Raw genomic sequence first — 22,179 nt, forward strand, 5'->3', positions numbered from 1 at the left:
ATCGTTCAACAACCGGACGGGAGGGTATGCGGTGGAGCTCCAAGTTGGCTCCCGTAAACTGTCCCCGTTGCCCTAGCTATTCACTACGACGTCGAGTAACCCGAGGAACTGATGAGCCCCGCAAACGAATCCCGCCTGTCAAAGGCCGAACGCACCGCCCAGGCACGGGAGAAAGCGCGGGCAATCCGCGAAGAACAGTTGAAGAAGGACAAGCGCAACAAGCTTCTGGTCGGCTGGGGCATCGTGGTTGCCATCGTCGTCATTGTTGCGATCATCGCAGCCGTGGTTGTCGGCAATATCCAGAACAACGCCCCGATCGCCGATCAAGGCCCGACGCCGGCCAACGGCAACGTCCACGGCGGCATCACGCTGCTGGCAGGCAGCGAGATCCAGAAGTCAGAGCCCAGCTCCGTCAACCTGGCTGACGTCCCCTCCGCTCCGGCCACCAAGCCCGCTACGGTAACCGTGCCCGGTGGTGAGGCCGAGGCCGGAAAGCCGGTCAAGGTGGTTGCCTACATCGACTTCATCTGCCCGATCTGCAAGCGCTTCGAGACCACCTACGGTGATGCGCTCACCCAGCTCCGCAACGACGGCAAAATCTCCCTCGAATACCGCGCCCTCGGGTTCCTGGACCAGCAGTCCACCACCAACTACTCGTCCCGCGCGGCCAATGCAGCAGCTTGCGTAGCGAACACCTCCCCTGAGAAGTACGCGGACTTCTTCAACCTGCTCTTCGAGCGCCAGCCGGCCGAAGGCAGTGCGGGCATCTCCGACAAGGACCTCAAGGCCATGGCCACGGAGGTTGGAGCTGCCAACATCGACTCATGCGTGGACAGCAAGCAGTACCGTCCGTGGGTGAAGTTTGCCACCCAGGAGGCCGCGGCAATCGGCATCACGGGCACCCCGACCGTCTTCGTCGACGGCAAGCAGTGGGACGGCAGCACCGACCTCAACGCCGAGATCCAGACGGCCATCACCGCAAAGGGCTAAGCCTCTTAGTTGAATTACGACGGCGGCCGGTCACCTTGCGTTACGGGGTGGCCGGCCGCTGTGGTTCAGCCGGGTGTTGGTTCAGGCAGATTTCGTTGAAGGGAATGGTCTGGGCTACCCTTATCTAGCGCTCTTTAGCGTGGCTCCGGGATACCGGAGCGCGCCTCCTTAGCTCAGTTGGCCAGAGCACCGCTCTTGTAAAGCGGGGGTCGTCGGTTCGAATCCGACAGGGGGCTCCAACGAACCCGGAACCACGACGCGCCTGCGGGCGTACCACTTGTCCGGGACCTCAAGCTGACCCCTGAGGTGGCCGACCGTGCCCCTCGCACCAGTGATCACCCACCCGGGACCGTTCCGTGCGCGGTGCCCGCAACAAACTCCAGATAAACACCCGCTCCTTCTGATTCCTGAGCGGCATCAGCAAACTGTGGTGCTGTCTGGCTGAGACTGTTATAGAACTCGGACCGGGTGAAGCTCGGGTTCCTGTAGGCGGCTCGCTGCTGTTGCAGACATCGGGTTGTTTGTTGCGGGTAGAGGTCGAGCTCTGCGTGCGGGAAGACTTTTCGCATCTGCCCTACACGACGGGCGGCCTGCTGCTCCGTCCGGCCCAAGGATGTGACCAGGTTGCGTTCAACTTCTTCCAGGATCTGGTCGGACCATACCGGCTGGTAAATGTCCGTTTCGCCAAGGCGAAGGAGCAGATCGCAGAGCTGATAGGGCAGCAGGACGCACGCGTCAATAAGTACTCTGAAAGCCATGGACGCTTCAGCGGGTTTCGATGAAGGTGTTCAGCTTGGCGTAGGAATTATCTTCCGCGGCATCTCTGGTCATGGTATCCAGGGTTTCCCGTCGCGTTTCTCGAAGCCGCTGCTGATAAGCCAGCACGTCCGCGAGATAGACGCGGCGGTGGCGGCCGGGCTGCGTGAATGGGATCTCTCCCGCTTCGAGTAGCCGCACCAGAGTGGGGCGGGACATATTGAGCAGATCCGCCGCTTCCTGGGTCGTCAGCACGGTGTTGTGTGGTGCGATAGTGATGGCCTGACCGCCGGCCATTGCCGTCACGACGTCGCGCAATGCCTCGTATACCTCTGCCGGCAGTTCCAGCGTGGAACCATCGCCCGTCACCAGGGCAGCGTGGTCATTGCGGTGTAGTGCTTCTGCGACAGCAGGCAACACGTCTTCGTTCGCGGGAGGTAGGACTGTGTGGTCCGGCAAGAGTGCAGTCATACCTTTGAGGATAATCGAAAAATTCGAACACGCCATCGTTTTGTGTCGGAATCTGCTTTCAGCCTGCCGGGAGGGCGGTATTACCTCGTCAAACTTTCGGCCGGTAAGTCCTTCCCGCGCAGCTGCGCCAGACCTGCAACGGTCAGTCCAGCAGTGAGCGCCAGCGCGGCAACCCAGAGGGCGAGTCCAGCGATGTCGTGGACGGCCATCTGCGGCAAGCGCCTTTCGGGTACGGCGACGACGCCGATGAACGCACCGACGAGCCCGAAATAGCTGCCCGTCATGAATCGCTGGTGGGACGCTATGTTGCCTTTGCGCACCGCCCACAAACCCAGGGTGAGGGTGCAGAACGTTAGCGCGGAGAGGGCATGCAGCCAGTTGAATCCGCCGTCGATGGTCCGGATCCCGAAGGAGCTGAGCACCACTACGTACATGCTCACTGCCCAGATTCGACCCAGGACCTTGTGGGCTGATGTGCCCTTGTTGCGGCGAAGCAGGTTAACTGCGCCAAAGATCAGCGCGTAACCTGCGGCGATGGCATGCACGGCAATAAGCACGGTCCACGGTGATGCCATGGGTTCAGCCCTGGGATCCCGCGGAATCGTCGGTCCAGAACGCCTGGGCCCCCGCGGCCGCGGTCCGCAGTTGTCCGCCGTCGAGAATCAGGGAGCTTTCATCGATGCCAAGGGCTGGCCATTGCGTGACCAGCCGGAGGTCGCCGGCATCGGGCAGGGGCCACAGCCAGAGCGACCCCGAGCCTGCCAGTTCGTCATCCCCGCCGCTGCCACCACCGCCGTTGAAGGTCAGGACGGGAGCCGTGGGTTGCTGGGACGGGTCCATGTACCGGTTGCCTCCGTGAGCCCCGGTGAAGGCGCGGGAGCCGTCAGGGAGTTCGACGCCGAACAGAAACAGCACATCCAGCAGGTTCTGGCCGGCTTTCGGCCGGAATCCGTGCTGGAAGAACACCCCGTTGAGCGCTTCCCACTCTTCGTCGGTCTCGGCGGACCGGCGGATGATCCAGGTCAGGTCGATGTTGCATCCGGTCGAGAAGACCTCGACGCCCTTGACGGCGATCACGCGACTCGGGCTGTAGTGCAGGAACTGGCCCACCTGGACCAATGCGGGGAGCTCGTAGCGGGGTGCGCCGGACCAGGGCGGTGGAACGTACCGGACTTGGCGGCCCCGTTGTGGCTGCGTTGGGAGGGGGAAATCCTGGAAGAAGGCCACAGTTGTCCTTTGCTCGCTGGTTTCGACCGACCAGCGGAACGACGATTTCGCGTCGTATGGATCCCCCAATCCGTCCTTCTGAGGATGAGTCTAGCTGCGACGACAAGCCATGACAGCCAAAGCAGCCTGTCAGTCTGTATTGACAGCGGCATCCTGTCAGTCTAGCCTGACGGATATGGAAGCCGATGAACTGTCCCAGCAGATCCACTCCACCAGCCCCGCCATCGGTCTGCGGGCCGTGGGTGCACTTCATCGCCTGGCCGAACAGGTCGAGGCAGTCCACGTCCGGGCCGCCCGCGAGCAAGGCTGGACATGGGAGCAGATCGGTGACGCTTTAGGCGTGTCCCGGCAATCGGTGCATGCCAAGTACAGGGAATGAGCAATTACAGGGAATGAGTTGAACCATGTTTGAGCAATTTACGCACGACACCCGCCGGATCGTCGGCTATGCCATGGAGGAAGCGCGCAGTCTGGGCGACAAGAGGATGGGAACGGAGCATCTGCTGCTTGGCGCCCTCCACGAACGTGGTCCGTCCGAGGCTCTGGGAGTCTCGCTCGAGGATGCCCGGAGGGCGGCGGCGCGATTGGACGCCGCTGCGTTGAAGGCCATCGGATTCGACAGCAAAGACCTGACCCGGGCAGAGATGCCGACCCGTGGAAGGAAGCCGCCCTTCAGTTCCGGCGCCAAGGAAGTCATGGCCGCGATGCTGAAATCCGCGGTGGACCAGAAATCCAGGAAGATCACGGCGTCGAGCCTTGTGGTTTCACTACTGGATAGGGGGGAGCACGACCCCGTGACCGCCCTGCTTCAAGAACTCAGGGTGGATCGCGCGGCCGTTCGCGACCGACTGATGGCTCAATAGCCGAACTACGCCAGCGGGGTGGGGGCCAGTGGGGTGGGTGCCAGCTCGTGGGGACTCAGGTCCAGTGCGGCTTCCCGGAGTTGCCGGGGCCGGAATGGCTTGATCAGGTAAGCCGCAGCGCCAGAGGCGATGCCGTGGAGTTCATCCTCCCGCTCAGCGAACGCCGTGATCATCAGGATGGGCGCCGGGGAAACGGCGGCGATCAGCTTTGCCGCTTCCCGTCCGTCCATGTCGGGAAGTCCCAAGTCCAGGGTCACCAGTGTGGGATTCAGCCGCTCGGCAGCCATCACGCCTTCGGTTCCCGTTTCGAACGAGTGGACCTCGAAGCCTTCGGCGCTCAGAATCAGGCCGATGAGGTCGCGGATGTCGTGGTCATCTTCGATGACCACGCAGATGCCCCGTGAAGCCATATGCACCCCCTTCCAGCCCTAGTGTAGGGCTTCCGGGGCAAGCAAGTAGCCCGAACGTCAATAGTGTCAAAAAGCGAGTACCAATTACTCGTGTCTTTGCCCGCCGGCGCGCCTTTACTGAATCCAGCGGATCCTTGCAACGGCCCATGACCCCCCTCGTCGGCCGGTGCTGCCCAAGGGATCCGCGGCGCAGGGCCGGACGCACTTCCCCCAAGTGCTGTCCGGCCCTGACGCGAGGGCGTTACGACGACGGCGACGCCCCCGCGCGTGGAGGCGTCGCCGTCGTACTTCTGCTGTGTCGCGCTACGGCGTGGGGCTGCCGCCGTTGACGTTCAGCGTCTCTCCCACGACGTAACTGGACTCCGGCGACGCCAGGAAGACATAGGCCGGTGCCAGTTCTGCCGGTTGCCCGGCGCGGCCAAGGGGAGTGGACTGGCCGAACTCGGGCAGTTCCTCCTTGGGCTGGCCGCTGCTGACCTGCAGTGGGGTCCAGATGGGGCCCGGTGCCACGGCGTTGACGCGGATGCCCTTGGGGGCGAGCTGCTGCGCGAGTCCCTTGGTGAAGTTGTTGATGCTTGCCTTGGTGGTGGCGTAGTCCACCAGCGTGGGCGACGGGTTGTATGCCTGGATGGACGTCGTGTTGATGATCGTGGAGCCGGCAGGCATGTGGGGGAGCGCTGCCTTGGTCAACCAGAACATCGCGTACACGTTGGTCTTCTGCGTGTGGTCGAACTGCTCGTCGGTGATGTCGGCGAGGTTTTCCTGCGCCACCTGCTTGCCGGCGTTGTTGACCAGGATGTCGATGCCGCCCAGAACTGCGACGGCGGTGTCCACCACGTCCTGGCAGGTTGCGGAGTCCTTGAGGTCGCCCGGGACCTTCACGGCCTTGCGGCCTGCGGCCTCGATAAGTCCCGCGATCCGCGCTGCGTCCTCTTCTTCTTCCGGAAGGTAGGAAAGCACGACGTCGGCCCCCTCGCGTGCGAAGGCGATGGCGGTGGCTGCGCCGATTCCTGAGTCCGCGCCCGTGACGATAGCCTTGCGGCCCTCGAGCCGCCCGGTGCCGCGGTAGCTTTCCTCTCCGAGGTCCGCTTTGGGCGTGAGTTCGGCGTCGAGGCCCGGTTCGGGCTGGTGTTGCTTGGGCGGGGAGATCTGCTCGTAGGCAGTGACCGGGTTGCGGAAGGTGTACTGGTCAGTCATGGTGGTCCTCCGGTTGCTTAGGCGTGGAACACAAAGCTAAGTAAGCTTATGATTTCCAGCCTAGACAGGTGAAGGCGTCTCTGCCAAACCCGGCGGGCCCGTTATCAAGCAGCCGAGTGCACCGCCACCGAGGCCCGCTCAACGGCTGGGCACTCGATTTTCACCGGACCATCACCGCTTGCCTGGTCCAGTCCCAGCAAAAGGCGAACCCCCGCCGCGCCGAGTTCGTAGTGGGGGAGGGACACCGTGGACAGCGGAGGCCGAAGGTGGGCGGCGATGACCTCCTGGTTATCGAAGCCCACCACGGCAATTTCGTCGGGGATGGCGAGCCCGTGCTCCCGCAGCCCATCGTAAAGGCCCATGGCCATGCGGTCGTTGTAGCAGTAAACGGCGGAAACATTGAGCTTGAGCAGCTCCTCCGTAGCGCCGTAGCCGCCTTCCTGGTCCGGGTAGGCCTCCAGCACCAGCCCGGGATCAAACGCAATTCCTTCAGCCGCCAGAGCATCCATGTAGCCCTGAAGCCGTCCATCCTTGGCCGGCGCAGGAGTGGTGGTGTTGATGAAGGCGATCCGACGATGCCCGCCGCGGAGCAGGATTTCAGTTGCCGACTTTCCGCCCTGTGCTTCATCCGGCACTACCGCGCGTGAAGTCAATGAATCGGGCGAAAAGCAGTTGACCAGCACAAAGTCCGACTCCCGCAGCGTTTCCGGAACCTCCGTGGCGCGATGGAACCAAGTGGAGTACAGGATGCCCCGGACCTTGTATTCCAGCATCATGGCAATGGCGTCCTTTTCGAGGTCCACGTTGCCCTCGGTGTTGGCGATCAACAGGGCATAGCCGTGTTTCCACGCTTCGTCCTGCGCGCCGTGGATGATCTGGCCGGCGAACGGGGTGGTAGCGACACCGTCCGCCACGAGCCCGATGAATTTGGAGGTTCCGCTGACCAGGTTCTTGGCCATGGCATTGGGCCGGTACCCCAGGCGCCGGATGGCCTCCTGGACGCGCCGCCGTGTCTCATCCGCGATGCGGGCATTCTTCTTTTTGTTGATTACCAAGGAGACTGTGGCCGTTGAAACACCGGCTGCCTCAGCAACTTCGCGGAGGGTGACCGGATGGACGCGGTCGGTGGTGAGTGGAACATCGGCCGCGCTGCCTGAATTTTTCTCCTGCGAAATCATCTGTCCTCCATCAGGAGTATATCCACCTGCCGTGAGGGTCATCCCTTCGTCGCCCCACTCTCGAGGCCTTGGATCATGGCCTTGTTCAGCACCAGGAAAACCAGCAGCAACGGCGTGATGGTGACGCAGACTGCAGCGAACGTGGCCGTCCAGTCCACCTTGCCCATGGCCCCGATGTAGTTCTGCAGGCCCAGGGGGATGGTCTTGAGTTCTTCAGAGAGGACAAACGTGTTGGCGAAAATGAAGTCGTTCCAGATGAAGATGCTGTTGACCAGGACCACGGTGACCACGGTGTTCAGGGACAGTGGCAGGGTAATCAGTCCGAAGATCCGGTAAGGCCCGGCACCGTCCAGGGAGGCGGCCTCGTAGGTTTCGCGGGGGATGTACTCAAAGAAGGACGAGAACAGATAGATGGACATGGGCAGGGCAAACCCGGCCAACGGAATGATCATGGACTGGTAGGTGTCCAGGAGGTTCACGGTGGAGTAGTCGATAAACAGCGGGACCAGGGCGATCTGGACGGGAACGATGATGCCCACCATGAACAAACCGCGCACAAACCTGCTGAAACGGAAGCCAAGGACCTGGAGGGCGTAAGCAGCCATCATGCCGAACAGGACGATCAGAAGGTTGGCGCCCATGGTCACAATGAAGCTGTTCAGGATGTTCCGGCCAAGGTCGCCGGTTTCAAAGGCCCGTGCGTAGTTCTCCCACGTCAGCGAACTTGGCAGGGCAAAGGGGTCTCCGGTGGCGAAGTCGTGTTCGGTACGAAGACTGGTGAGGAAGAGCCAGGCCAACGGGTACACCTGGACAATCACGATGAGCAAGATCAGGACCCGGGACAGCGTCCGGTACAGGCTCGGCTTGCGGCGTCGCCGCTTTGCCACGGGCCGCGACGACGGCGGGACCGCCGGAGTGTGGGTGGCCGGGGCTGTCTGGGCGATCATGAGTCTGCCTTCCGCTTGAGCATGAAAAGAATGAGGCCGACGGCGACGAGGCACTCGATCACGATGAACACGGAGATGGTGCTTGCGTACCCGAAGTCCGTGCTGGTGAATGCCGTCTTGTACATGTAGGTGGTGAGCAGCTCGGAGGATTGTCCGGGGCCGCCGTTGGTCATGAGGTAGGGGATGTCGAATCCGCGCAGGCCGTAGGTGGTGGCCATGATGGTGGTGGTGATCCAGACGGGACGGATGTAGGGGAAGCGGATCTTGGTGAAGAGGGTCCACTTCGACGCGCCGTCCAGGACGGCGGCTTCTTCCAGTTCCTTGGGGACTGCGATGAGTGCGGCGTAGATGATGAGCATGTAGAGCCCGGTGAACCGCCATCCCTCGGGGGCGGAAACAGCGGCCAGCACTGTGTTGACATCTGAAAGCCAGGCGCGTTCAAGGGACCCAAGCCCAATCCAGTTCAGCAGCTGGTTGAGCAGGCCCACGGGGTCGATCGAGTAGATCCGAACGAAGAGGAAAGCAATCGCCACCGTAGAGATCACCGCGGGCAGCAGATAGAGGGTTTTGATGAGCTCCCGGCCGCGGCGCAACGAGGTCAAGAGGCTGGCGACCACAAGGGCGCCGCCCAGCTGCAGGACCAGGCAGATGGCCAGGTAGAGCAGGGCGTTGAAGAAGGAGCGCCAGAAGATATCGTCCGCCGTGAGCATGCGGATGTAGTTCTGGAGTCCCACGAATTCCATGTCGCTGATGCCGTTCCAGGAGAAGAAGCTGAGGAACAACGACTGCAGGATGGGGAAGAGCACGGCTGCGCAGTAGAGCAGCAGTGGCGGGAGCAGGAAGACCAGGACGGACGTCCTTGACCGGTTGGGAAGCATGGCAGGGCCTTTCGGGGCGGGGGGCCTCGCGGCCCCCCGCTGCTACGTTTACTTGAAGAACTTGGGCGCGTTCTGCTTGATGGCGTCGTTCATCGTGGTGGTGAACTGTTCGGGCGTGATGTTGCCCTGGACCAGCAGCACCAGCTCTTGTTGGAGCCTGCCGTTGGTGGTGGGGTCCAACTGCGTATCCCATGGCATGGCCTGCTTGTCCCCGAGGTCGTTGGCGGTCTCCAAGGCCTTCTTGTAGAGCGGCGTGGCGTTGGCAGGGATGGTGGTCTGCACGTTGGTGGTGGGTGACAGCGCGCCGGTGGCCGCATACTCGGTGGGGTACTTCTCCAGTGCGAACTTCAGGAAGTCGCTCACCAGCGGATCGTACGTCTTGGAGTTCACGGCCATGCCGATGCCCGACGGCGAGACGAACTCATTGGCCGACGTCACCGATCCCGCCGTGGTGGGGAGGGTGAAGAAGTCGATGTTGTCCCGGACAGCCGGGTTCAGCTTGTCGGTGGCAAGGCTTGGCAGTTCCCACGTTCCGATGTTGTACATGGCTGCCTGGCCGGACGTGAACTGGTTCTGCGCGTCCGAGTATCCCTGCGAGGAGAAGCCATCCTGGAAGCAGTTGGCCTTGCCGAGGGCAGCCATCCACTGAACCGTCTTCTGGCCGGGAGCATCCGAGAATGATGCTTCACCCTTCTTCAATTTCTGGACGAAGTCGGGGCCGGCCTCACGGAAGGGTTGGTAGGCAACGTAGCGTTCCAGCGGCCACTGGTCCTGTCCGTCGATGGCGATGGGCGTAATCCCCGCATTCCTCAGCGACGTGCACATGGCCGGGATATCGTCGAGCGACTTTGGAACGGAAACTCCGGCCTTCTCCAGGAGGGCTTTGTTGTACCAGATGAATTCCAGCTCGAACTGGAACGGGATCATGTAGAGGGAGCCGTCGTCGAAGCGTTGGTAGTCCAGGGCACCCGGACGGTAGTTGTCGTAGAGGTTCAGGGACTTCAGCAGCTTGTCGGCGTCCACCATCTTGCCTTGCTTGGCCAACTGCTGGGCGAACGGTGTGGCGTCGGTGTCGAAGAGCTCAGGAAGCTTGTTGGCCGCGGCCAGTGTTTCCAGTTTTTGTATGTAGGAGGGACGGTCCGGTGTGGTGATGAGGTTCAGCGAGAAGCCCGGGTGGTCCTTGGCATAGTCGTCGGCGAGCTTCTTCATGATGTTGATGACTGCCCCATCGGCCGGCCTGGAGAGCAGCCACGAAATTTCGCGTGGTTTGATCTCGCCGGTCGGAGCGACGTTGGCAGGGTTGGCGGTGCTTCCTCCTCCGCCGCAGGCAGTCAATGCCAGGGCAGCGGCGGCTGCGACGGCGGCAGCGCGGAGTAGTTTTTTCATTGCGGCAATCTCCCTTGATTGGAACAGAGGTTGGGGTTGGGGTGCTTAGTTTTCGGTGCGTTGACGGATTTCAAGTTCGGTGACGGTGGCTGAACCTTCGCCGGCGAAGACGCCGATCCGTCCAGTCGTCAGGTCGTAGATTCTTGCGCTGAGCGCAACCTGGCGGTCGACGACGGCGACGCACGTGTCGCCGTCGACAATCACCTCGAGGCTGTGCTCGCCGGGGGCCAGGTTGCAGGGGCGCTCCAGTTCGATGTCGAACGGGACGTCTCCGGAGACGTGCCACTGTGCGTCGCCGGTGATGGTGCGCGGCCACCGGTCGAAGACGAGGCGGTTGCGCTTGGGCTCCAGGCGCAGGATGTAGGACTGGTCGCCGTCGTGGCTTGACCGCAGGAGCAGCCCGCATTCGGTGGTGTCGGCTGCGATGTCCAGCACCGCTTTCGCGTAGAACTGCGAAGGCAGCTCTTCCTGCGAGACCAGGGCGGCGTAGCTGTCCGGCACGTCCAAGCGCGCTGGCAATTCCGAGGTCAGGGACACCGGCACGTCTTCCCAGAAGCTCTCCACCAGCTCGTCGGCGAAGGAGAAGCCGAGGGTGCCGTCCGGATTTTGACGGGCTTCCAGGATTGACATAGTTCCGGCCCATTCCCAGGGCCCATGGTCCCTGTTTCCTTCTTTGCTGGCGATCCAGCCGAAAAAGAAGCGCCGACCGTCGCGTTCAGCTGTCTTGGAGGCATAGAAGGCGCGGCCATCGATGCTGTCCAGGTTTGGTACGGTCCACGGGCCATCGGGGCTCTTCGCCATCCTGTACCTGGTGGTGAAGGACTCGGAGAACTCGGAGTACACCATGTACCACCAGTCGCCCCACTGGAAGACGTCAGGGCATTCGTGGGTGATGTAGCGGCGCGGATCCCAGAAGGGCTCGGCGTGCTCCCAGGTCATCAGGTCCGTGGAAAGGCACTGGGCGATCACGCCGCGGCGCCGTTCCGGACCGGTCGAGTGCCGGGCTGCGAGCAGCATCCGCCACTGGCCTTTGCTCTCGTCGCGGAAGACGAACGGATCCCGCCAGTCTCCGGACTCATAGCCTTCCGGAGCGCCGAATGTCAGTTCCGGGTGCTTGGTCCAGCTCTGCATGCCGTCGGTGCTGGTGGCGTGCATGACCAGTTGGAGGGGGAGGCCATCGGCGCCCAGGTTGCGGGGGTTCTGGCCGGTGTAGAACAGGTGGTGGACACCGGATTCATCGACGACGACGCTGCCCGTGTAGGCGTTGAAGTCCAGTTCGGCGGTGGTTCCGTGGGGGAGGGCGACTCCGTGATCCTCGAACTGCGTGAGGTCCTTGGTGGTGATGAGGTTCCAGGAGGTGCCGGGTTTGGGGTCCGAGCGTACTTCGTGGAGGTAGAAGAGCCAGAACTCCCCGTCTTTCTCGAAGGGGATAAGGTCTCCGACCCAGCCGTTGGCGGGTTGGAAGAAGACTGGGCGTTTCATCTGCGCTGATGTCCATTTCTGCTAAAGCGTTTGATCACCATGAAGGTAGCGCAGGTCACACTACCTGATCAAGCGTTTTAGCAAAGTTAATTTTCGCCAGGAAATTTCTTCGCTAAAACGCTTGACCAGCGAAACCCCAAGCCGCTAACGTCCTTGCTACCGACGGCACACCCGTGTCCCCTCGACGCCGAGCGGACACACCGGGAAAGCCTTCCGGACGAAGTAATCCAGCCCCTTTGATGGCGCACTTTGGCGTGCCCGGATGCGCAGTTGTGTCCGCTCCGCCATCGCGTTCTCAACCAATGAATGTTTGAGAGGAAACCACTTCATGACGCCCGAATTTTCACGACGAACCATCCTGCAAGGAACTGGAGCCGGTGCCCTGGCGCTCCTGATGGGGGGAGCGGCCGCCGATCCAGCCAGGGCCTCCGGGTCCCAGCGGGCGGTCTATCACATGACCCCGCCATCGGGATGGCTTTGTGACCCGCAGCGACCGGTGTACACGAACGGGGCCTACCAGCTCTACTACCTGCACTCCAGCATCAACAACGGCCAAGGCGGTTGGGACCACGCGACCACAACCGACGGGGTGTCGTTCGCCCACCACGGTGCCGTCCTTCCGCTCCAACCGAACTTCCCCGTATGGTCCGGATCAGGGGTGGTGGACAGCGCCAACACCGCCGGCTTTGGTGCCGGGGCCGTCGTCGTACTGGCTACCAAGCCGACGGACGGCATCCGCAAGTACCAGGAGCAGTACCTGTACTGGTCCACGGACGGCGGCTACACCTTCACCGCGCTCGCGGACCCGGTGATCGTCAACACAGACGGCCGGACGGCAACTACCCAGGCCGAGATCGATAACGCCGAATGGTTCCGTGACCCGAAGATTCATTGGGATGCGGTACGCGGTGAATGGGTGTGCGTGATCGGACGCGCAAGGTACGCCGCGTTCTATACCTCGCCGAACCTCAAGAACTGGCAGTGGAAGTCCAACTTTGATTACCCCAACCACGCGCTTGGAGGTATCGAGTGTCCCGACCTGTTCGAAATGACGGCGGGAGATGGCACCCGCCACTGGGTTTTCGCCGCGAGCATGGACGCATACAGCATTGGGCTGCCCATGACCTACGCGTACTGGATGGGAACGTGGAACGGCACGTCGTTCGTGGCGGACAACCTCACCCCGCAGTGGCTCGACTGGGGCTGGGACTGGTACGCCGCGGTGACCTGGCCGTCGGTGGATGCCCCGGACACCAAGCGGCTGGCGACGGCATGGATGAACAACTGGAAGTATGCCGCCCGCGACGTCCCCACTGATGTCTCTGATGGCTACAACGGCCAGAACTCCATCACGCGCGAGCTTCGCCTGGAGAAACAGGGCGGCGGCTGGTACTCCCTGCTGAGCACGCCGGTCAGCGCTCTCAGTGGATACGTCACCGCAACAACCACCCTTCCCAATAGGGCCGTCAACGGCAGCTACGTCCTGCCATGGACCGGCCGCGCCTACGAGCTCGAACTGGACATTGCCTGGGATACCGCAGCGAACGTGGGAGTATCCGTAGGGCGCTCCGCAGATGGATCGCGGCATACCAACATCGGTAAGTACGGCAACGAGGTGTACGTCGATCGGAGCCCCTCGGACCTGAACGGGTACTCCTTGGTTCCTTTCACGCGGGCTGCCGCGCCGATCGACGCCAGTGCCCGTTCAGTGCACCTGCGGATCTTCGTGGACATGCAGAGCGTGGAAGTGTTCGTCAATGCGGGGCACACAGTACTTTCGCAGCAGGTCCACTTTACGGACAGCGATACGGGTATCTCCCTCTATTCCGACGGCGGTCCAGCGAACTTTACGGGGATAACCATCCGGGAGTTCGGCAACCCGATCTAAGGCGTTGGCAGCGGCACTCAGGGGCAGTTCAGCGTACCGGTAAGGGGCAGGCCAGCCCAGCTGTTGGTGGAGTTGGGAACCTTGTAGTAGCCACGGATCTGGTAGGTCCATGTTCCACTGAGGTTCGCAGCATTCTGGACTCCGGAACTGTAGGACCTGCCGGCCGACTTGCTCAGGTCACCGGTGAACTGCACGACGCCATCAGGATCAATGACCTTGAGCTCGTAGTAGTTGGCGTACGTAATGGCCGTGTAGCTGCCGACGCTGATCTTGGCTTGGCCGAACCACAAGAAAGAGTCACAGCTCTTGGTCACCGAAACAGTGTTGGCGGCCGGTGCCTGGATCTTGGCAGCGGCCACTGGCATGCCGGCGCTTTCGGTGTCGTTGAACTTAGCGTGGGCTGGTGACAGGGAAAAGCCCATCAGCACGAGCAGGAGGGCCACAAGAGTGGCCGGTACCCGCCAGAGGATGGGCTTGACGTGCATGATGTGTCGTCACTTTCGTTTCTATGGTGTGGATTGCGTTATTCCAAGTCTCCCAAGCGGACCTCAGGAAAGAATCCTTCGTAGCCTCAAGGTCCGCTCAAGAGTCCAGGAACCGTGTGGCGCCCGGCACAGGAACGGCACAGAATGGCCGGGAACCGGCCCGAAGGGCAAGCGGGCCGGTTTCCGGGGTTCGGGGGCTCAGTGGTTATTTGGTGGTTTCGGTGCGTTGGGTGCCGGTGAAGGCGAACGCGATGGTGGAGGTGGCGCCTTGGAAGGTGTTGTCCGCGGTGGTGGGGAACGCGGTGGTGACTTTGAGGTTGTCGGTCTTGGCTGAGGTCAGGGAGGTGAGGTTGTTGAGGACCTTGTTCGCTGTGATGACCGGGGCCGAGGCCAGGACGGTGGTTTTGGTGCCGCCGCAGGTGTAGGGGGCGGCCGCACCGGTCCAGGCAACGGAGCAGTTTTCGATGGTCAGTTGCAGGCCGTTGGTGGTGTCGGTGGTGAGCAGGGACCCGGTGGCGCCGGCGGTGGTGGTGAGGGTGACGTTGTTCAGGTCGGAGTTGCCGGTGTTGGCCAGGGTGACGAGCTTTTCGACTTTGTCCCCGGGCAGGAGTCCTGCGATGGGGACGTTGAGGGTGTTGGCGGGGCCGGGGGCGCCCAGGGCGATGGTGACGGTGCCTGCGGTGACGGCTTGGGAGGCGGAGGTCGAGGAGGTGAACGCGCCGTAGGTTCCCATGCCGGCGACGGCGGCTGCGGTGCCGACCAGTGCGACGGAGGCGAGGATCTTGCCGGTGGTGGTTTTGAGGCTGATGGCCATGGGGATCAGTGTTCCTTTCCTGTGGCCACCGTGAGACCGGCCGGCCTGTTGTTCCAGCCTGTGTGGCTGACAGGAATTACTGTGCCGGGCCTGGATCAAGAACAAATCCTGCAAACCCGCAACACTTCCTCAGGAAACCCTCAAGAAACCCGCAGCGGTTATCCACAGGTCCCATCCGGCGAAAAGACGCTTCCCTCCGGCTCACGCTAGGCTGGAGATCTCGGCTGATGCAGGTGGCCGCAGGAACCACCAAGCGGAGCCATATCTTCTATGTCAGCTGACTTTGACCTGACTGCCCTCGCGGCGTCCTCCTTTTCCCTTCCGGAGTTGCGCGACGGCCAACTCGCCGGCATGAGCGCCCTGGCCGAGGGCCGGGACGTTCTGGCAGTCATGCCTACAGGGTACGGAAAATCCGCTACCTACCAGGTCGCGGCCCTGTACCTGCACCAACAAACGAAACGCCCCGCCGTCGTGGTTTCGCCCCTCATCGCCCTGCAGGAGGACCAACTGGAGGGGCTCGCCGAGGACCTTGGCGACGGGGTCGCCGTCGCCATTAACTCTTCGCGCACCGACGCGGAAGTTGAGGCTGCGTGGCAGGCGGCCGAGTCTGGCCAGGCGGTGTTCCTCTTCCTCGCCCCGGAGCAGTTGGCCAAGCAGGAAACCGTCGAGCGTATCGCCAAGCTGGATATCACGATGTTCGTGGTGGATGAGGCCCACTGCGTTTCAGCCTGGGGTCATGACTTCCGCCCGGACTACCTTGAACTGGGCAACGTTCGGGAACGCTTGGGAAATCCGCCGGTGATCGCCCTGACTGCGACGGCGTCGCCACCGGTTCGTGACGAGATTGTGGATCGGCTCGGCATGCGGGATCCCTTGATCCTGGTCCGGGGTTTCGACCGTCCCAACATCAGCCTTGAGGTGGTGCGCCACCAGGAGGACAAAGCCAAGCGCAAAGCCGTGGTGGAACACGTGGTGGAGCTTGCCGGCTCGGAAGGGCTGGGCCTGCTCTACGCTGCCACGCGGAAAGACACTCAGAGCTACGCGGCCAAGCTGACGGAGCAGGGTCTGCGGGCGGAGGCCTATCACGCGGGCCGCGCGGATGCCGACCGCGAGGACATCCACGAGAGGTTCCTGGAGGATCAACTGGATGTCGTGGTGGCCACTACGGCTTTCGGCATGGGCATCGACAAGGCCAACGTGAGATTCGTGGTGCACGCGGACATCCCGGAGTCCCTGGACTCGTACTATCAGGAAATCGGTCGGGCCGGCCGTGATGGTGAAGCCGCCGCGGCGATCCTTCATTACCGGGCCGAGGACCTGGGTTTGCGCAAGTTCTTCGGCACCCACTCACCGGATCCCGAGGCCCTGAGAGCTGTGCTGAAGGTTGTTAAAAACGCTGGAGGGCCGGCTCCCAAGTCCGCGATAGCGGAGCTGACAGGTTTCCCGGCGCGGCGCGTTACCGGGTTGGTGAACCAGCTGGAAGAAGCCGGTGCAGTAAAGAGCGGCAAGCGCGGAACCCGGCTCGCTTCCAAAGCGAAGCCCGCCGCCTTGGTCAAGCGCGCGGTGGAACTGGCCGAAGCGCGGCAACGTGTTGACCAGTCCCGGCTCACCATGATGCGGGCCTACGCGGAGACGGACGGTTGCCGTCGCCAGTTCCTGCTGGGCTATTTCGGTGAAGACCTGCCGGAGCCATGCGGCAACTGCGATGCCTGCGCTGACGCCCGGAACCATGACGCCCGGAAGCATGACGAGCCGGCTGTGGGCAGCCCGGCAGATTCCGGTGCGGAGCAACTGTTCCCCCTGCAATCCACCGTGATCCACAAGGAGTGGGGTCCCGGTTTGGTGATGCGGCACGAGGACGACGTGATAACTGTCCTGTTCGAGCAGGAGGGCTACAAAACCCTGTCCAGTACCGCCGTCGTCGAGCATGAACTGCTGAAGCCCGCCTAGGCGCAGGCGGCTCGTGGCCGTCTCGTCATAACGGCCACGGTCAGTGCGGCCGCAAGCGCCGCCGCGCTGACCAGATACAGCAGCCCACCCCACGGTGCATGGTCGCCGCCGGAGATCAAGAAGGCATCTGCCAGGGCCATTCCTGCAGGGAAGGCTGCCCAAAAGTACGACGGCGCGCCGAGCCCCAGGATGAGGAGGTCGAGAAGGACCACAGTTCGCATTCTTGGAATGCGCCGTGTCGCAGTCCCCGCCACCACCGCAGCACCGAGCCCTGCTCCGATGAGTGCCCACAACACCACTCCCGGTGCGGAGAGAGACTCGTTGGCTTGGGCAAGCCCCGCGTGGATTTCTTCCAGGCTGGCACCGGGAACGGTCGCGAGCGGGTTCCACACGAGGATCTGCAGGGCTCCCGTCAGGGCGAACGCCGCTATTGCAGCGAGCCCCACAAGACTAGCGATGACACGCGATCTTTGAGTGCTGCTTTCAATTGTCCCCATGCTGGGAGCCTAGCCGAGGGCTCAGGTGTTCAGTTCCAACATCAGCGCCGGCAGTTCGTCGGCCAGCTCGCGGGCCAGGAATCCGAGCGGCCCCAGCTTGCTTGCCAGGCGATCCGCGGCGGCCGCATGCAGATGGGTACCCCAACAGGCGGCTGGGGCATTGCTCGTTCCGCGGGCCCTCAGCCCGGCAACCGCGCCGGCCAGGACATCGCCGCTGCCGGAAGTCCCCAGGCCGCCGTAACCGGTGGTGATCTTCCAAAGTTCAGGCTCCGTACCTCCCGGACCGGCGATGAACCCCTGGCAGCTGACCACGGCGTCAAAGCGCCGGGCAATGTCCATCAGGGCAGCCTCCAGATCCTCGACATCCTTGCCAAGCAGCACCCCGGCCTCGGTAGGGTTCGGGGTGAGGATCAGGCGGCCGCGCCATGGTTCGAGCCGGTTCTCCACCTTCGCAAGCGCTCCGAGGGCATAGGCGTCAAGAACGACGGCGGGACCCCGGTCGGCGTTCGAGTCGCCGTCGGCTTCCTCCCGTTCCAACAGGGTCCGAAGCAAAGTCTCGGCGAGATCGAGGTCGTCCAAGCCAGGGCCGACCAGCAGCGTGTCGGCCCGTTCCAGATAGGTGGAGATCACGTCCAGCCCCTCGCCCGTCAGCGAACCGCCAGCCGTTTCCGGCAGCCCGATCGAACCGCACTCCGGCAGCGCAACGCCTACCTGGACTGCTGCGGATTCGGCAACGGCTAACGTGATTTTGCCGGCCCCCGCACGCAGCGCCGCAGTCCCGGCAAGAATGGCCGCTCCAGGGGTCGCCCGTGCTCCGCCGATGACAAGGACCGCTCCACGTGAATACTTATCGTCGCCGGGGGCCGGGAGCGGCCAGTCACGCAGAAGCGATGGAGTGACCAGGGTGGGTTCACTGCGGGTGGACACTGGCATCCCCGGCGTGTTCGGTGACAGTAACACCTTGCTCTGTCAGGTGGTCGGCAACGTTGAAACTCTCCAGTTCCCAAGGCCCGGCCCCGGTGGAGCGCACGTATCGCGTGATGGAGGCGTTGAGCACTGATCTGGTGGCGGCGAGGTCCAGGATTTCGTCTTCCGACATGCCCTCCAGCACGTAGCGGACCAGGAGGATCACAGCATCGTGACAGACCAGCATCACCCGTTGGCCCGTTCCCAAGGTGTTGAGTTCGTCCAGGACCGAGCGAAGACGCAGGGCCACATCCGCCCAGGACTCACCTCCCGGCGGCCGGTAGTACAGCTTGCCCAGCCACGCACGGCGCTCGAATTCATCGGGGTAGCGGTTCTTCACGCCGAGGCTCGTCAGCCTGTCCAGAATGCCCAATTCCCTGTCACGGAGGCGCTCGTCGGTGAGTACCTTCACGGGCCACCCTGCAGTTTCGACGGCGATTTCCGCCGTCTGCCTGGCGCGTGCGTACGGGGAGGACACCACAGCGTCCGGTCGCAGGTCCTCGGCGATGCGGGCCAGCGCGGTCCCCAAAGCCTTGGCTTGGTCCTGGCCCGTGCCCGAGAGATTTACGTCCGGGTCCCTCGCGGGCACGTCGATGATCTCCGCTCCCGCCAACCGGGCCTCGGTGGCGGCCACGTTTCCTTCGCTCTCACCATGCCGGACCAGCAACAATTCCACGGCACCGGCCTCCTGCACGGCGTCCGTCAGACCGTCCTCGTTCACAAAGCCACCCCTTTCGCGTGCGTTGCCGAATTGCAGAACACTACCCACTGCGTACCCACCGGTCCAGAGAATAAACGCACGACGGCGGTTCGGGAGCCTCTGTTGCCTGGACCGACAGTGAAGTATGTTGCTCGCATGAAGGACACATACCAGGTCATTGTGGTCGGTGGCGGTTTCGCGGGCGTTGCGGCAGCCAAGGAACTCGGCCGCAAGGGTGTACAGGTCTTGCTCATCGACTCGAACAACTACCACCAGTTCCAGCCCCTCCTCTATCAGGTTGCTACCTCCCAGATAGGGGTGTCGGCCATTGCACGGCCACTGCGCTCGGTGTTCCGTCGCCTTAAAACGGTCAAGGTCCTCACCGCCACAGTGGAATCCGTGGACGCAGCACAACGGACCGTCACGACGGCCGATGGCCAGACCCTGAAGGCCGAAGTATTGGTCCTGGCCGTGGGGGCTGTCCCTAACTTCTTCAATACCCCGGGCGCGGAAGAGCTGGCGTTCCCCCTGTATTCCGTCACGGACGCCACCAGGCTTGGGGCTGGGCTCACCCGCTTGTTGGATGAGGCCGACGGAAACCCCGACACATCCGTGGACGTGGTGGTGGTTGGCGGCGGTCCGACCGGTGTTGAAACCGCCGGAGCCATGGCTGAAAACGTCAAGTACGTCGTTCAGAAGTACTTTTCACCCGAGCTTGCTTCCCGTTGCCGGGTACACCTGGTGGACATGGTTCCCAGCGTGCTGAACATGTTCTCGTCCAAGTCCCAGAAGTACGCCACCGAGCATTTGAAGAAGGTGGGCGTTCAACTTCACATGGGCGTCGGTGTTACGGAGGTCCGGCGCGACGGCGTGACGTTGGCTAACGGAAGCTCCGTTCCGGGGCAGATTGTGGTGTGGGCCGGGGGCCTGAAGGCCGGTGACATCATTGCTGGCTCAGGGCTTGCCCAGGGTAGGGGCGGACGGATCGACGTCAACCCGGACCTGACTGCGCCAGATGCAGAAGGTGTATATGTCATCGGGGATGCCGCCAACATCACGGACTCGACCGGGGCCAAACTTCCGCAGCTGGGTTCGGTCGCGCAGCAGGCCGGAAAGTGGGCGGCAAAGAACATCCTCGCGGACCTCAGCGGGGGCAGCCGCGAGCCATTCCGCTACCTGGACAAGGGGTACATGGCAATGGTGGGTCGCGGCGCTGCCGTGGCTGAACTTGGCCGGAAGCGCATCCAGTTGCAAGGTGTCTTCGCGTTCTTGTCGTGGCTCTTGGTCCACCTGGCGCTGTTGTCCGGGCTGCAGCAAAAGATCCGGGCACTGTTCTCGTGGCTTAACGGCTATCTCCTGCACAGCCCTGCCCAGGTGGTTGTCAGCAGCCCGTTGGAGGTTGAACCTCCCTCGGAGGCTCCACCCGGGGCGCTGCCATCAAAGGAATCTTGATGGGGACTGGCTCTTGTATTTCTTGTGGGACACCACGGCGTAGACCACAAGGAAGCCGCCGACGAGGGCAAGCGGGACCACGTGCAACGGGATTGCCAGCAGGACCAGGAGGACTCCTAAAGCGGCTGCCATGACGTCACGGACGCGGGGCTGGACCGGACCGTGCACGGGGACACCGGATTCCAGTTGCCGGGCCAAATCGGGATCCTGGATGAAAAGCTCCCGCTCGAGCTGTTGCAGAACCCGGCGCTCGCGTTCCGAAAGGGGCATAGTGGGTTCCTCCTCCAAGCTCAGTGTTCCAATAAGCTAAGCATGCTTATTATTCAGACCGCAAGCATCAAATCCGGGATATTGAGCACCCGAGGGCATCTGCTGGAAAGATGGCAGGAGGAAACCCGATCGAGGAGAGCCATGACACTCAAACAACGCTTAAAGGCCGACGTCGTCGACCACATGAAGGCAGGCAACAAAGTCGCCCTGACTACGGTTCGCAACGTCCTGGGTGAAATCACCACCCGCGAAAAGTCAGGCAAGACGCCGGTAGAGCTCGACGACGCCCAGGTCACCTCGCTGCTGCAGAAGGAGGCCGCGAAGCGGCGGGATACGGCAAGGATCTACACCGAGGCGGGGGAGGCTGACCGTGCGGCGGCCGAAGTCGCAGAGGCCGAGATCATCGAGGCGTACCTTCCCAAAGCGCTGACGCGTGAAGAGGTAGAGGCGATCGTGGACGAGGCCATTAGTGCCTTGAAAGCTGAAGGCCAGGAACTCTCCATGCGGTCCATCGGTGCTGTCATGAAGCCTGTCACCGCAAAGGTTGCGGGACGCTTTGATGGCAAGACCGTCAGCGAGATCGTGCGCGCCCGCTTGGCATAGCTGCCGCCGGGTCAATTAACCCCAAGCAGCCACCCCAGAGTGTCAGCGTTGCGCACGGCGTTACCACCGCCGTCGTTATTGAAGTAGACGTAAACGTCCTTGCCGGAGCCGCTCCACTCGCGGATCCTGTCGGCCCACCACCTCAAATCGTCCTCTGAGTAGGAGCCGCCGTAGAGGTGCTGGTGGTCCGGCCCGTGCATGCGGATGTAGACGAACGGGGCGGTGGCGCGGAGGATGCATGGCAGGTTGGCGCCGCTCATGATGCAGTAGGCGGCCTGGTGGCGTTCCAGGAGCGCGTACACATCGGGGTGGTCCCAGCTGTCGTGGCGGAACTCGACGGCGACGCGGATCCAGTGCGGCAGCGCGGCCAGGAAGTAGTCGAGCCGGGCATCATCGCGGGCAAAATCAGGCGGCAACTGCGCCAGCAGGACGGCCCTTTTGTCACCGAGTTCGTGCCAGCATCGCTCGATGCGTTCCACCCATACCTCGGGGCTGTACAGCTTCTTGGCGTGCGTCAGTCCGCGTGGCGCTTTGACGGACATGGCGAATCCCGCCGGCAGCCGTTCCCTCCAACCCGCGAAGGTGGCGTCGCGGGGCCAACGGTAGAAACTGGCATTCAGCTCGACTGTGTTAAATCGTGCTGTGTAGTGGGACAGGCGCTTGGCAGCGGGAAGGCCCGGGGGATAGAGCACGTTCTCCCAGTGGTCGTAGCTCCAGCCCGATGTGCCGATGTGGATGCCCATGGTGAGGATGTACCCCTTCTGGGCAG

General features: G+C 62.8%; 25 protein-coding genes and 1 tRNA gene. 8 read left to right on the forward strand and 18 right to left on the reverse strand.

All coding sequences use genetic code 11. The annotated features are described in order from the left end of the window. Window positions 1-111 precede the first annotated feature (111 nt). Window positions 112-990 (forward strand): DsbA family protein, encoded by an 879-nt coding sequence (locus tag PQ627_RS16800; protein ID WP_274262608.1) that lies wholly within the window; start codon window positions 112-114, stop codon window positions 988-990. A gap of 162 nt (window positions 991-1,152) precedes the next feature. Further along, window positions 1,153-1,229: transfer RNA gene (locus PQ627_RS16805), tRNA-Thr, on the forward strand. 96 nt (window positions 1,230-1,325) lie between these two features. On the opposite strand, the gene PQ627_RS16810 is transcribed toward PQ627_RS16805, so the two are convergent. The 4 genes from PQ627_RS16810 to PQ627_RS16825 all read right to left on the reverse strand — a co-directional run bounded on the left by PQ627_RS16810 (window position 1,326) and on the right by PQ627_RS16825 (window position 3,513). Further along, window positions 1,326-1,748, reverse strand: coding sequence for a PIN domain-containing protein (locus PQ627_RS16810; protein ID WP_274262609.1), 423 nt, complete (start codon window positions 1,746-1,748; stop codon window positions 1,326-1,328). A gap of 7 nt (window positions 1,749-1,755) precedes the next feature. Continuing rightward, window positions 1,756-2,217: a helix-turn-helix domain-containing protein gene (locus tag PQ627_RS16815; protein WP_144662832.1), complete on the reverse strand. Its 462-nt coding sequence runs from the start codon at window positions 2,215-2,217 to the stop codon at window positions 1,756-1,758. Between the two features lie 80 nt (window positions 2,218-2,297). Continuing rightward, complete coding sequence (locus PQ627_RS16820; protein ID WP_274262610.1) at window positions 2,298-2,792, reverse strand: DUF2306 domain-containing protein; 495 nt, start codon at window positions 2,790-2,792, stop codon at window positions 2,298-2,300. Between the two features lie 4 nt (window positions 2,793-2,796). After that, window positions 2,797-3,513 (reverse strand): hypothetical protein, encoded by a 717-nt coding sequence (locus PQ627_RS16825; protein ID WP_274262611.1) that lies wholly within the window; start codon window positions 3,511-3,513, stop codon window positions 2,797-2,799. A gap of 106 nt (window positions 3,514-3,619) precedes the next feature. Between PQ627_RS16825 and PQ627_RS16830 the strand changes: the two genes are divergently transcribed. Both PQ627_RS16830 and PQ627_RS16835 read left to right on the forward strand, forming a co-directional pair. Next, complete coding sequence (locus tag PQ627_RS16830) at window positions 3,620-3,823, forward strand: helix-turn-helix domain-containing protein (RefSeq protein WP_274262612.1); 204 nt, start codon at window positions 3,620-3,622, stop codon at window positions 3,821-3,823. Window positions 3,824-3,848: 25 nt separating this feature from the next. Further along, window positions 3,849-4,307, forward strand: a complete 459-nt coding sequence (locus PQ627_RS16835; RefSeq protein WP_274262613.1) for a Clp protease N-terminal domain-containing protein — start codon at window positions 3,849-3,851, stop codon at window positions 4,305-4,307. 5 nt (window positions 4,308-4,312) lie between these two features. Here the strand turns inward: PQ627_RS16835 and PQ627_RS16840 are convergent, their stop codons facing one another. The 7 genes from PQ627_RS16840 to PQ627_RS16870 all read right to left on the reverse strand — a co-directional run bounded on the left by PQ627_RS16840 (window position 4,313) and on the right by PQ627_RS16870 (window position 11,785). Next, complete coding sequence (locus PQ627_RS16840; RefSeq protein ID WP_274262614.1) at window positions 4,313-4,717, reverse strand: response regulator transcription factor; 405 nt, start codon at window positions 4,715-4,717, stop codon at window positions 4,313-4,315. A gap of 303 nt (window positions 4,718-5,020) precedes the next feature. Next, window positions 5,021-5,914: a glucose 1-dehydrogenase gene (locus tag PQ627_RS16845; RefSeq protein WP_274262615.1), complete on the reverse strand. Its 894-nt coding sequence runs from the start codon at window positions 5,912-5,914 to the stop codon at window positions 5,021-5,023. Window positions 5,915-6,018: 104 nt separating this feature from the next. Further along, on the reverse strand, window positions 6,019-7,092 hold the full coding sequence (locus PQ627_RS16850) for a LacI family DNA-binding transcriptional regulator (RefSeq protein WP_274262616.1): 1,074 nt from the start codon (window positions 7,090-7,092) through the stop codon (window positions 6,019-6,021). Between the two features lie 38 nt (window positions 7,093-7,130). Further along, a complete protein-coding gene (locus PQ627_RS16855; RefSeq protein WP_274262617.1) occupies window positions 7,131-8,039 on the reverse strand; it encodes a carbohydrate ABC transporter permease in 909 nt (302 codons plus the stop codon). Next, on the reverse strand, window positions 8,036-8,917 hold the full coding sequence (locus PQ627_RS16860; RefSeq protein WP_144662821.1) for a carbohydrate ABC transporter permease: 882 nt from the start codon (window positions 8,915-8,917) through the stop codon (window positions 8,036-8,038). The genes PQ627_RS16855 and PQ627_RS16860 overlap by 4 nt, the downstream gene beginning before the upstream one ends. A gap of 48 nt (window positions 8,918-8,965) precedes the next feature. Further along, window positions 8,966-10,303, reverse strand: coding sequence for an ABC transporter substrate-binding protein (locus tag PQ627_RS16865; RefSeq protein ID WP_144662819.1), 1,338 nt, complete (start codon window positions 10,301-10,303; stop codon window positions 8,966-8,968). A gap of 45 nt (window positions 10,304-10,348) precedes the next feature. Then, entirely contained in the window at window positions 10,349-11,785 is a 1,437-nt protein-coding gene (locus PQ627_RS16870) for a GH32 C-terminal domain-containing protein (RefSeq protein WP_274262618.1), read from the reverse strand. A 328-nt stretch (window positions 11,786-12,113) separates the two neighbouring features. Between PQ627_RS16870 and PQ627_RS16875 the strand changes: the two genes are divergently transcribed. Beyond that, entirely contained in the window at window positions 12,114-13,673 is a 1,560-nt protein-coding gene (locus PQ627_RS16875; protein WP_274262619.1) for a glycoside hydrolase family 32 protein, read from the forward strand. 17 nt (window positions 13,674-13,690) lie between these two features. Here the strand turns inward: PQ627_RS16875 and PQ627_RS16880 are convergent, their stop codons facing one another. Further along, window positions 13,691-14,158, reverse strand: coding sequence for a hypothetical protein (locus PQ627_RS16880; RefSeq protein ID WP_274262620.1), 468 nt, complete (start codon window positions 14,156-14,158; stop codon window positions 13,691-13,693). A gap of 205 nt (window positions 14,159-14,363) precedes the next feature. Next, window positions 14,364-14,972, reverse strand: a complete 609-nt coding sequence (locus PQ627_RS16885; protein ID WP_274262621.1) for a TasA family protein — start codon at window positions 14,970-14,972, stop codon at window positions 14,364-14,366. 270 nt (window positions 14,973-15,242) lie between these two features. Here PQ627_RS16885 and PQ627_RS16890 point away from each other — a divergent pair, with 270 nt between their 5' ends. After that, entirely contained in the window at window positions 15,243-16,922 is a 1,680-nt protein-coding gene (locus PQ627_RS16890; RefSeq protein WP_274262622.1) for a RecQ family ATP-dependent DNA helicase, read from the forward strand. On the opposite strand, the gene PQ627_RS16895 is transcribed toward PQ627_RS16890, so the two are convergent. Genes PQ627_RS16895 through PQ627_RS16905 form a run of 3 tightly spaced genes read right to left on the reverse strand, consistent with a single transcriptional unit; the run spans window position 16,919 to window position 19,106 of the window. Continuing rightward, window positions 16,919-17,419, reverse strand: coding sequence for a hypothetical protein (locus PQ627_RS16895; protein WP_274262623.1), 501 nt, complete (start codon window positions 17,417-17,419; stop codon window positions 16,919-16,921). The two genes, PQ627_RS16890 and PQ627_RS16895, sit on opposite strands and share 4 nt — an antisense overlap. A 21-nt stretch (window positions 17,420-17,440) precedes the next feature. Then, window positions 17,441-18,352 (reverse strand): NAD(P)H-hydrate dehydratase, encoded by a 912-nt coding sequence (locus PQ627_RS16900; RefSeq protein WP_274262624.1) that lies wholly within the window; start codon window positions 18,350-18,352, stop codon window positions 17,441-17,443. Beyond that, entirely contained in the window at window positions 18,330-19,106 is a 777-nt protein-coding gene (locus PQ627_RS16905; RefSeq protein WP_274262625.1) for a histidine phosphatase family protein, read from the reverse strand. The genes PQ627_RS16900 and PQ627_RS16905 overlap by 23 nt, the downstream gene beginning before the upstream one ends. 135 nt (window positions 19,107-19,241) lie before the next feature. On the opposite strand from PQ627_RS16905, the gene PQ627_RS16910 reads away from it, so the two are divergent. Continuing rightward, entirely contained in the window at window positions 19,242-20,537 is a 1,296-nt protein-coding gene (locus tag PQ627_RS16910) for an NAD(P)/FAD-dependent oxidoreductase (protein ID WP_274262626.1), read from the forward strand. Here PQ627_RS16910 and PQ627_RS16915 read toward each other — a convergent pair. Continuing rightward, complete coding sequence (locus PQ627_RS16915) at window positions 20,523-20,807, reverse strand: DUF3040 domain-containing protein (RefSeq protein ID WP_144662801.1); 285 nt, start codon at window positions 20,805-20,807, stop codon at window positions 20,523-20,525. The genes PQ627_RS16910 and PQ627_RS16915 overlap by 15 nt on opposite strands. Window positions 20,808-20,948: 141 nt before the next feature. Here PQ627_RS16915 and PQ627_RS16920 point away from each other — a divergent pair, with 141 nt between their 5' ends. Continuing rightward, window positions 20,949-21,410: a GatB/YqeY domain-containing protein gene (locus tag PQ627_RS16920; RefSeq protein WP_274262627.1), complete on the forward strand. Its 462-nt coding sequence runs from the start codon at window positions 20,949-20,951 to the stop codon at window positions 21,408-21,410. Window positions 21,411-21,421: 11 nt separating this feature from the next. Here the strand turns inward: PQ627_RS16920 and PQ627_RS16925 are convergent, their stop codons facing one another. Beyond that, a complete protein-coding gene (locus PQ627_RS16925; protein WP_274262628.1) occupies window positions 21,422-22,153 on the reverse strand; it encodes a DUF72 domain-containing protein in 732 nt (243 codons plus the stop codon). Window positions 22,154-22,179 lie beyond the last annotated feature (26 nt).

It is taken from the genome of Paenarthrobacter sp. AB444 (assembly GCF_028736865.1).
GTDB classification, from domain to species: Bacteria; Actinomycetota; Actinomycetes; order Actinomycetales; family Micrococcaceae; genus Arthrobacter; species Arthrobacter nicotinovorans_B.